The organism is Variovorax sp. 20P10.2.4 (assembly GCF_058244205.1).
Genome location: NZ_JBZAYE010000220.1, coordinates 1 through 10,599, shown reverse-complemented (window position 1 = coordinate 10,599; position 10,599 = coordinate 1). Strand labels below are relative to the sequence as shown.

The following is a 10,599-nucleotide window of genomic DNA, read 5'->3' as shown; positions in this document are numbered from 1 at the left end:
GGGGGGGGGTGGGGGGTGGGGGGGGGGGGGGGGGGGGGGAGGGCGGCGACGAGGCCGCGGTGCGCGCCGCCATCGCGGCCGCGCCGCACCGCCACAAGGCCACGCTCGACGTCGGCGGGCAGGAGCAGTTCTACCTCGAGGGCCAGATCAGCTACGCCATTCCGAAGGAGGGCGGCGCGCTGCACATCCATTGCTCGACCCAGCATCCGAGCGAGATGCAGCATCTGGTCGCGCACGCGATGCACCTGCAGTCGAACGAGGTGCACGTCGAGTGCCGGCGCATGGGCGGCGGCTTCGGCGGCAAGGAATCGCAGTCGGCGCTGTTCGCCTGCGTGGCCGCGGTGGCCGCGAGCAAGCTGCGCCGCCCGGTCAAGCTGCGGCTTGACCGCGACGACGACTTCATGGTCACGGGCCGGCGCCACTGCTTCTGGTACGAGTACGAGGTGGGCTACGACGCCGAGGGTCGCATCCTCGGCGCCGAGATCACCATGGTCTCGCGCGCCGGCCACTCGGCCGACCTGTCGGGCCCGGTGATGACGCGCGCGCTGTGCCACTTCGACAACGCCTACTGGCTGCCCAACGTCAGCATGCACGGCTACTCGGGCAAGACCAACACGCAGAGCAACACCGCGTTCCGCGGCTTCGGCGGCCCGCAGGGCGCGATCGCGATCGAGAACATCATGGACTCGGTGGCGCGCGAGCTGGGCCGCGATCCGCTCGACGTGCGGCGCGTCAATTTCTACGGCAAGGGCGAGAACAACGTGACGCCCTACCGCCAGACCGTGACCGACAACATCGTGCACGAGCTGGTGGCCGAGCTCGAGGCCACGAGCGACTACCGCGCGCGGCGCGAGGAGATCGCCGGCTTCAATGCCGCGAGCCCGGTGCTCAAGCGCGGGCTGGCGCTGGCGCCGCTGAAGTTCGGCATCTCGTTCAACGTCAAGCACTTCAACCAGGCCGGCGCGCTGGTGCATGTCTACACCGACGGCTCGATCCTGGTGAACCACGGCGGCACCGAGATGGGCCAGGGCCTGAACACCAAGGTGGCGCAGGTGGTGGCGCACGAGCTCGGCGTGAGCTTCGAGCGCGTGCGCGTCACGGCCACCGACACGACCAAGGTCGCGAACACCTCGGCCACGGCGGCCTCGACCGGCGCCGACCTCAACGGCAAGGCCGCGCAGGACGCCGCGCGCCAGATCCGCGAGCGGCTGGCGCAGAGCGCGGCCGAGCGCCATGGCGGCGAGCCCGGCGCGGTGCGCTTCGCCAACGACAAGGTCGAGGTCAACGGCCGCACGCTGGCCTTCAGCACCGTGGTGGGCGAGGCCTACCTCGACCGCAAGCAGCTGTGGTCCGACGGCTTCTACGCCACGCCCGGCCTGAGCTGGGACAAGGACAAGATGCAGGGCCGCCCGTTCTACTACTACGCCTACGGCGCGGCGGTCAGCGAGGTGATCGTCGACACGCTCACGGGCGAATGGAAGCTGCTGCGCGCCGACATCCTGCACGACGCGGGCAAGTCGCTGAACCCGGCGGTCGACATCGGCCAGGTCGAGGGCGCCTTCATCCAGGGCATGGGCTGGCTCACGACCGAGGAGCTGGTGTGGCATCCGCAGAGCGGCAAGCTCACGACCCACGCGCCCAGCACCTACAAGATCCCGACCGCCAACGACTGCCCGCCGGTGTTCAACGTGCGGTTGTTCGAGGGCCAGAACTTCGAGGACTCGATCCACCGCAGCAAGGCCGTGGGCGAGCCGCCGCTGCTGCTGCCGTTCTCGGTCTTCTTCGCGATCCGCGACGCCGTGTCGGCCGCGGGCGGCCACCGCGTCGACCCGCCGCTGCACGCGCCCGCCACGAGCGAATCGATCCTGCGCGCCGTGACGGCCGTGCAGGTGGGATGAGCGCCGCACCAGCGGACAGCCGAACGCAGAAGACGCGAAGAACACGCGGAAGTCGCAGCAAGGAACCCGGGGAACATCGTCATGTCTTCCTTTTGCGATTTCCGCGCAAGCTTCGCGCCCTGCACGTCCGGCTGTCCGATCGCGAGGTCCGGCGGTATAACGGTCCGCATCGACCACTTCCGTGCGGGCGGCCATGAGAGACCAGGCGCTTTTCGACAAGATCGACCTTCACCTGATCCGGGTGCTGCACACCGTGCTGACCGACCGCAGCGTCTCGCGCGCCGCGATCCGGCTCGGGATGTACCAGCCGGCGGTGTCGGCCGCGCTCAAGCGGCTGCGCGAGCTCTCGGGCGATCCGCTGCTGGTGCGCTCGGGCTCGGGCATGGTGCCCACCGATGCCGGGCTGCGCATGATCGAGCCGGCCGCGAGCATCCTGCGCGCGGCCGAGATGCTGTTCTCCGATGCGCGCGGCTTCGACCCGCAATCGGCCAGCACCACCTTCCGTATCGCGGCCAGCGACTACATGGATCCGATCTTCCTGCCCATGCTGGTGGCGCAGGTCAAGCGCGAGGCGCCGCTGTGCCACATCGAGATCCATCCGCTGTCGCCCGACTCCGACTACCACGGCCACCTGTCGCTGGGGCAGGTCGACGTGGTGATCGGCAACTGGCTCAAGCCACCCGAGGACCTGCACATGGCACGCCTGTTCGGTGACGAGGTGGTGTCGCTGGTGAACCAGGACCATCCGGCGGTGCGCCGCGGCTGGGACCTCGAGACCTGGCTGCAGGCCGAGCACATCGCGCCCACGCCCATGCACCCGGGCGGGCGCGGCATCATCGACCAGATGCTCGACGAGCTCGGGCGCCAGCGCAACATCACGGCGCGCTGCGCGCACTTCGGGCTGATTCCCGACATGGTGGCCTCGAGCCTGCTGGTGCTGACCACCGGCCGCCAGTACTGCGAGCGCTTCGCCGCGCGGCTGCCGCTGAAAATCCTCGACTGCCCGGTCGCGCTGCCGCGGCTCATGTACTACCAGCTCTGGCACGAGCGCACCCACTCGTCGAGCTCGGCGCGCTGGCTGCGCGAATGCATCAAGGACGTGGCGGCCTCGCTGCGTCCGCCCACCCCTCCCGCGCGCGATGCGCGCGATCCGCCGCCCCTGGGCGCCTGACGGCGCCGGCTCCCTCACCACCAGAACCCCAAGGACCTCGAGGCGCGACCAAGCTCGCGCCAGGGACGGGCTCGGCCCGCTTTTTCTTCAGAACAACGCCGCACGACGCGACACGAGACAACACATCCCGGAGACAAGAAACCCATGAACTGGATCGACAAGGTGTTCAAGCTCAACGAACACAACACCACCGTGCGCACCGAGGTCATCGCGGGGCTCACCACCTTCCTGACGATGGCCTACATCATCTTCGTCAACCCATCGATCCTCGGCGACGCCGGCATGCCCAAGGGCGCGGTCTTCGTGGCCACCTGCCTGATCGCGGCGCTGGGCACGCTGATCATGGGCCTGTACGCCAACTACCCGATCGCGATGGCGCCGGGCATGGGCCTGAACGCCTACTTCGCCTACGTGGTGGTGCTCGGCATGGGCTACACGTGGCAGACCGCGCTGGGCGCGGTCTTCATCTCGGGCTGCCTGTTCCTGATCGTCACGGTCACGGGGCTGCGCGAGCTGTTCATCCAGGGCATACCGCAGTCGCTGCGAACAGCGATCACGGTGGGCATCGGCATGTTCCTCGCGCTGATCGCGCTCAAGAGCGCGGGCGTGGTCGCGGCCTCGCCGGCCACCTTCGTGACGCTGGGCGACCTGCACTCGGCGCCGGTGGTGCTGGCCACGCTGGGCTTCCTGATCATCGTGGTGCTCGACAAGCTCAAGGTGCGCGGCGCGATCCTGATCGGCATCGTCACGGTCACGGTGCTGTCCTTCTTCTTCGGCGGCAACAAGTTCCACGGCGTGTTCGCGCCGCCGCCGTCGATCGCGCCCACCTTCATGCAGCTCGACATCCTGAGCGCGCTCAAGGGCGGCATCCTCAACGTGGTGCTGGTGTTCTTCCTGGTCGAGATGTTCGACGCCACCGGCACGCTGATGGGCGTGGCCAAGCGCGCCGGCCTGCTGGTGCCCGGCAAGATGGAACGCATGAACAAGGCGCTGCTGGCCGACAGCGGCGCGATCTTCGCGGGCTCGCTGCTCGGCACCTCGAGCACCACGGCCTACGTGGAGAGCGCGGCCGGCGTGCAGGCGGGCGGCCGCACCGGCCTCACGGCCGTGGTGGTGGCGGTGCTGTTCCTGGCCTGCCTGATGATCTCGCCGCTCGCGGGCTCGGTGCCGGCCTATGCCACCGCGCCGGCGCTGCTGTTCGTGGGCTGCCTGATGCTGCGCGACCTGGTCGAGCTCGACTGGGAGGACACCACCGAGGTCATCCCCGCGGCCGTGACCGCGCTGGCCATGCCCTTCACCTACTCGATCGCCAACGGCCTGGCCTTCGGCTTCATCACCTACGCCGTGCTCAAGCTGTTCACCGGCCGGGCACGGGAAGTGCATGCCATGGTGTGGGTCATCGCCGCCATCTTCCTGTTCAAGTTCGTCTACGTGACGGGCCACTGAACCCGAAATCAGCCGAAGCCCCGGAGTCGGGGTCTTCCATCGCCCGGATTCCGTGGGCACGCTATTAAACTTATAGCTATCGACGTACATCGGAACCCGCGAGACGAGGCCCATTCCTGTACCGAACGAGACAACCCACGGAACCGGCATGACAACACCCAGACTCCAGCTCGCGCACATCACCAAGCGCTACCCGGCGGTGGTCGCCAACAGCGACATCTCGCTGGCGGTGCAACCGGGCGAGATCCACGCCGTGCTCGGCGAGAACGGCGCCGGCAAGTCGACGCTGATGAAGATCATCTACGGCTCGGTCAAGCCCGACGAGGGCAGCGTCGCCTTCGACGGCCAGCCGGTGAACCTGCGCAACCCGCAGCAGGCGCGCGCGCTGGGCATCAGCATGGTGTTCCAGCACTTCAGCCTGTTCGACACCCTCACGGTGGCCGAGAACGTCTGGCTCGGCCTCGACAAGTCGCTGGCGCTGGCCGACGTGGCGCGCAGCATCACGGCCAAGGCGAGCGAGTACGGCCTCGACATCGATCCCGCGCGGCCGGTCCACACGCTGTCGGTGGGCGAGATGCAGCGGGTGGAGATCATCCGCGCGCTGCTGACCGACCCCAAGCTGCTGATCCTCGACGAGCCGACCTCGGTGCTCACGCCGCAGGCGGTGGTCAAGCTGTTCGGGGTGCTCAACAAGCTGGCCTCCGAGGGCTGCAGCATCCTCTACATCAGCCACAAGCTGCACGAGATCCGCGAGCTGTGCACCGCCTGCACGGTGCTGCGCGGCGGCAAGGTCACGGGGGTGTGCAACCCGAAGAACGAGAGCAACGAGTCGCTGTCGCGGCTGATGATCGGCAGCGAGCCGCCGCCGCTCGAGCACCGGCCGGTGCATGCGGGCGCAGTGGCGCTGCGCGTGCAGGGCCTCACGCTGGCGCGCGAGGACCAGTTCGGCGTGGACCTCGAGGGCGTGTCCTTCGAGGTGCGCGCGGGCGAGGTGGTGGGCATTGCGGGCGTGTCGGGCAATGGCCAGAAGGAACTGCTCTACACGCTCTCGGGCGAGGACGTGCGCGCCGAGGCGGCGATGGTGCGGGTCTTCGACCAGCCGGCCGGCCGGCTGCGCCCGCGCGCGCGTCGTGCGCTGGGCCTGCACTTCGTGCCCGAGGAACGGCTGGGCCGCGGCGCGGTGCCCACGCTGGGGCTCGCGCACAACCTGCTGCTGACGCGCGGCGACGCGGTGGGCCGCGGCGGCTGGATCCGCACCGGCGCGCTCGAGCGCCAGGCCAAATCCATCATCGAGCGCTTCAAGGTCAAGGCCGGTGGCCCGAAGGCGGCGGCGCGCTCGCTGTCGGGCGGCAACCTGCAGAAGTTCATCGTCGGCCGCGAGATCGACGCCAACCCGAAGCTCTTCATCGTCTCGCAGCCGACCTGGGGCGTGGACGTGGGCGCGGCCGCGCTGATTCATGCCGAGATCCTCGCGCTGCGCGACGCGGGCTGCGCGGTGCTGGTGATCAGCGAGGAGCTCGACGAGCTCTTCAACATCAGCGACCGGCTGCACGTGATCGCCAAGGGACGGCTGTCGCCCTCGATCGACCGCGCGGCGGCCACGCTGGCGCAGATCGGCGAATGGATGAGCGGGCTGTGGCCGGGCCAACCCGGCAAGAGCCACAAGAACCAGGAGGCGGCCCATGCTTAAGCTCGAACCCCGTCCGGAGCTCTCGCGCTTCTGGACCTTCGCCTCGCCGATCCTGGCGCTGCTGATCACGGTGCTGATCGGCGTGGCGCTGTTCGCCGCGCTCGGCAAGGACCCGGTCAAGGGCCTGCTGGTGTTCTTCTACGAGCCGATCAAGAACGGCTATGCGCTGGGCGAGCTGACGGTGAAGGCCACGCCGCTGCTGATCATCGCGCTGGGCCTGGCGGTGTGCTTCCGCTCGAACGTGTGGAACATCGGAGCCGAGGGCCAGTTCGTGTTCGGCGCGATCGCTGCGGGCGGCGTGGCGCTGATGGCCGACAAGACCACGGGCGGCTGGATCGTGCTGGCGATCCTGGTGGCGGGCACGCTGGGCGGCATGGTCTGGGCCGGCATCGTGGCCTGGCTGCGCGACCGCTTCAACGCGAACGAGATCCTGGTGAGCCTGATGCTGGTGTACGTGGCGACGCTGCTGCTGAGCTACATGGTGTTCGGCCCCTGGAAGGACCCCAACGGCTACAACTTCCCGCAGTCGAAGACCTTCGAGGCGGTGACGCAGATCCCCCGCCTGTTCAAGGGCTCGCGCGTGACGATCGGGGTGATCATCGCGCTGGTGGGGGTGGGAGCGCTGTGGGTGTTCCTGTTCCGCACGCGCGCGGGTTTCGCGCAGCAGGTCGGCGGCCTCGCGCCCGCGGCGTCGCGCTACGCGGGCTTCTCGGCGCGCCGCGCGGTGTGGATCGCGCTGCTGACCTCGGGCGGCGCGGCCGGCCTGGCCGGTGCGCTCGAGGTGGCCGGCCCGCTCGGCCAGCTCACGCCCTACGTGCCGGCCGGCTACGGCTTCGCGGCCATCATCGTGGCCTTCGTCGGCCGCCTGCATCCGGTGGGGATGGTGTTCTCGGCGATCCTGATGAGCATGTTCTACATCGGCGGCGAGCTCGCGCAGTCGCGGCTCGGGTTGCCGAAGTCGCTGACGGGGGTGTTCCAGGGGCTGCTGCTGTTCACGCTGCTGGCTTGCGATACCTTGATTGCCTATCGGGTTCGTCGCAAGGCCGCTGCGAAGGCTGCTGTGCTCACGACGAGTTCTTTGCAGGCGAGTACGCCTTTGACGGCGCCGGTTGCGCGTACGACCGAGGGGGTGCTGTGATGACGTTCTGCGCTTTGGATTGGGTTCGTTCGGGGTGGGCGCACGCCGACGGGGTACTCCCCTCCGCGAATGTCCCCCGGCCTTCGGCCTCCTCCTTTATTTCGCTGCGGGGAGTACCCCGCCGACGTGCGCCAGACGCGCAGCGGTTGATCGGCCGGCACCACCGCTGCGCCTCCCGTGCACAGGGCAGTGGGTGCTTCCCGCAGCGAAATAAAGGAGGAGCCGAAGGCGGGGGACATTCGCGGAGGGAAGTACCCGCTGTCCTGTGCACGCGCCCCGACCGTCCCCTCTGCACCCCGAGCAACCCAAGCACCGAGAGCCACTAAAAAAATGGACAGCTACGCACTCCTGCTCGGCTCCACCCTGAGCGCCGGCACCGTCCTCGCCATCGCCGCGCTCGGCCTCCTCATCAACGAGAAGGCCGGCATCGTCAACCTCGGTGCCGAGGGCATGATGCTGTGCGCCGCCATCGCCGGTTTCGCCACCGTGGTGACCACCCACAACCCCTGGCTCGGCCTGCTCGCCGGCATGGCCGCCGGGGCCTTGCTGGCCGCCTTCTTCGGCGTGCTCGTCATCTGGCTCAACACCAACCAGTACGCCACCGGCCTCGCGCTGAGCCTGTTCGGCGTCGGCTTCTCGGCCTTCGCCGGCATCAACTTCGTGCAGGCCAAGCTGCCCGAGAGCGCGAGCTATGCGATTCCCGTGCTGGCCGACATTCCGCTGCTCGGCCCCGCGCTGTTCCGCCATCACCCGATGGTCTACGTCGCCGTGCTGCTGACGGTAGGCCTGATCTGGTTTCTCTACCGCACGCGCGCCGGCCTCGTGCTGCGCTCGGTCGGCGAGTCGCCCGAGTCGGCGCATGCGCTGGGCTATCCGGTGCGGCGCATCCGCCTGCTGGCCGTGATCGCGGGCGGGGCGCTGTGCGGCCTCTCGGGCGCGTACCTCTCGACCGTCTACACCCCGCTGTGGGTCGAGGGCATGGTCGCGGGCCGCGGCTGGATCGCGCTGGCGCTCACCACCTTCGCCACCTGGCGGCCGATGCGCGTGCTGCTGGGCGCCTACCTGTTCGGCGGCGTCTCGATGCTGGGCTTCCACCTGCAGAGCAGCGGCGTCGACGTGCCCTCGCAGTTCCTCAGCATGCTGCAGTACATCGCGCCCATCGTGGTGCTGGCCCTGATCTCGCGCAACCCCGCATTCATTCGCGTCAACATGCCGGCTTCGATCGGGAAACCGTTCTACCCCGGCTCATAATCGCGGTTTTCGTTTTTCCGCCAACCCGTCCTTTTTGAGGATTTCCGACAATGAATGATCTGAACAAGCGCTCCCTGCTCAAGCTCGCCGCCCTCACGGCGGTCGCTTCGGCAGCCTTGATCGGCTGCGGCAAGAAAGAAGAAGCGGCAGCACCGGCCGCCGCGCCCGCACCGGCTCCGGCACCCGCCGCCGCCGCGCCGGCCCCGGCAGCGCCGCTCAACATCGCATTCGCATACATCGGACCCGTGGGCGACGGCGGCTGGACCTTCGCGCACGACAACGGCCGCAAGGCGCTCGAGAAGGAATTCGGCGACAAGATCAAGACCACCTTCGTGGAAAGCGTGCCCGAGGGCGCCGACGCCGAGCGCGTGTTCCGCGACATGGTCGGCCAGGGCAACAAGCTGATCTTCGGCACCACCTTCGGCTACATGGAGCCCATGCTCAAGGTGGCCAACGACAGCAAGGACGTCAAGTTCGAGCATGCCACCGGCTACAAGACCGCCGAGAACATGCGCACCTACGACAGCCGCACCTACGAAGGCGCGTACATGGCCGGCATCATCGCGGGCGCCATGACCAAGTCGAACACGCTCGGCGTCGTTGGCTCGGTGCCGATCCCCGAGGTGCTGCGCAACATCAACAGCTTCACGCTCGGCGCCCAGTCGGTCAACCCGAAGATCACGACCAAGGTCGTGTGGGTCAACGAGTGGTTCAGCCCGCCGAAGGAAACCGAGGCCGCCACCGCCCTGATCAACGGCGGCGCCGACATCCTGTTCCAGAACACCGACTCGCCGGCCGTGCTCAAGACCGCGCAGGAAAAGGGCAAGCGCGCCTTCGGCTGGGACTCCGACATGACCGCCTACGGTCCCAAGGCCCACCTGGGTTCGGCCACCATCAACTGGGCGCCGTACTACATCAAGGCCACGCAGGACGCGCTCGACGGCAAGTGGGCCACCGGCCAGGCCTGGTGGGGCGTCAAGGAAGGTGCCATCGACCTCGTGTCGATCGCCGAGGACGTGCCGGCCGAGGCCAAGGCCAAGGTCGACGAGGTCAAGAAGGGCCTGAAGGACGGCAGCTTCTCGATCTGGAAGGGCCCGATCCTCGGCCAGGACGGCAAGGAAGTGGTCGCCAAGGACGCGGTCGCCGACGACAAGTTCCTGACCGGCATCAACTTCTACGTCAAGGGCGTCGAAGGCAAGGTGCCGGGCGGCGACAAGAAGTAAACAAGCAGGCTGCTTCGCGTCGCGATGCAGGCAAGGCCGCCTTCGGGGCGGCCTTTTTCATGGAGGATCCGTTCGATGCTGCGCAGTCTTCGCCCCTTCGTTGCCGCCGTCCTCGCGGCGCTGGTCTCGCTGCCCGCCGCCGCGGCCGGCGAAACGCCGCCGCGTTTCTCGAAGGACGAGCAGCCGCTGCGCCAGGCCGTCGAGGATGCCGCGATGTGCTTCCACTTCGCCGGCGAATTCGGCGGTGACGGCTCGGCGCGCGACCGCGAGGTGAAGCGGGAGATGGCCAAGGTCTGCAAGGACGAGAGCCAGCAGCGCGTGATGCAGGCCTACCGCAAGAACCCGCGCGACCGGCGGCTCTATCCCGCGGTGCTGATGCTCGACGGAATGGTCAAGGGGCCGGCGCTGACCGAGGCCGAGAAGGCGCGGCTGTGCGCGGTGGCGAAGACGGAGCTCGTGTGTCCCTGAGCCCGTTCGCGCAGCACGGCTTCTCGGTGCGGCTCGAATGGGGCCTGGCGGCCATCGAGCGGCTCGGGCCCGACGCGGACTGCATCGTCGTCGTCGACGTCATGTCCTTCTCCACCTGCGTCAGCATCGCCGTGGACCGGGGCGCCATCGTCCATCCCTATCCCTGGAAGGACGAGAGCGCGCAGCGCTACGCCGAGGCGCGCGGCGCCGAGGTGGCCAGCGGCAGGCAGCGCTTCGCGCAGGGCTGGTCGCTGTCGCCGCAGTCGATGCTGGCGGCGCATCAAGGCCTGCGCCTCGTGCTGCCGTCGCCCAAC

Annotated in this window: 8 protein-coding genes and 1 pseudogene; all 9 read left to right on the top strand. The window is 68.7% G+C overall.

Annotated elements, in window-relative coordinates; all coding sequences use genetic code 11:
- Nucleotides 1-1,898, top strand: a 1,898-nt coding sequence (gene xdhB / locus AC27VN_RS20420) for a xanthine dehydrogenase molybdopterin binding subunit (RefSeq protein WP_490877684.1), incomplete at its 5' end; no start/stop codon positions are given.
- A 193-nt stretch (nucleotides 1,899-2,091) separates the two neighbouring features.
- A complete protein-coding gene (locus AC27VN_RS20415) occupies nucleotides 2,092-3,069 on the top strand; it encodes a LysR family transcriptional regulator (protein WP_057592004.1) in 978 nt (325 codons plus the stop codon).
- Nucleotides 3,070-3,213: 144 nt separating this feature from the next.
- Entirely contained in the window at nucleotides 3,214-4,515 is a 1,302-nt protein-coding gene (locus AC27VN_RS20410) for an NCS2 family permease (protein ID WP_093340442.1), read from the top strand.
- 148 nt (nucleotides 4,516-4,663) lie between these two features.
- On the top strand, nucleotides 4,664-6,205 hold the full coding sequence (locus tag AC27VN_RS20405; protein ID WP_490877683.1) for an ABC transporter ATP-binding protein: 1,542 nt from the start codon (nucleotides 4,664-4,666) through the stop codon (nucleotides 6,203-6,205).
- On the top strand, nucleotides 6,198-7,343 hold the full coding sequence (locus AC27VN_RS20400) for an ABC transporter permease (RefSeq protein WP_490877682.1): 1,146 nt from the start codon (nucleotides 6,198-6,200) through the stop codon (nucleotides 7,341-7,343). Before AC27VN_RS20405 ends, AC27VN_RS20400 begins: the two co-directional genes overlap by 8 nt.
- Nucleotides 7,344-7,673: 330 nt before the next feature.
- On the top strand, nucleotides 7,674-8,594 hold the full coding sequence (locus AC27VN_RS20395; RefSeq protein WP_093340438.1) for an ABC transporter permease: 921 nt from the start codon (nucleotides 7,674-7,676) through the stop codon (nucleotides 8,592-8,594).
- A gap of 50 nt (nucleotides 8,595-8,644) precedes the next feature.
- Nucleotides 8,645-9,817 (top strand): BMP family ABC transporter substrate-binding protein, encoded by a 1,173-nt coding sequence (locus AC27VN_RS20390; RefSeq protein ID WP_057591996.1) that lies wholly within the window; start codon nucleotides 8,645-8,647, stop codon nucleotides 9,815-9,817.
- A 75-nt stretch (nucleotides 9,818-9,892) separates the two neighbouring features.
- On the top strand, nucleotides 9,893-10,285 hold the full coding sequence (locus AC27VN_RS20385) for a hypothetical protein (RefSeq protein ID WP_296784255.1): 393 nt from the start codon (nucleotides 9,893-9,895) through the stop codon (nucleotides 10,283-10,285).
- Nucleotides 10,276-10,599 (top strand): annotated as a pseudogene (locus tag AC27VN_RS20380) (hypothetical protein); the annotation flags it as partial. The gene AC27VN_RS20385 and the pseudogene AC27VN_RS20380, both read left to right, overlap by 10 nt.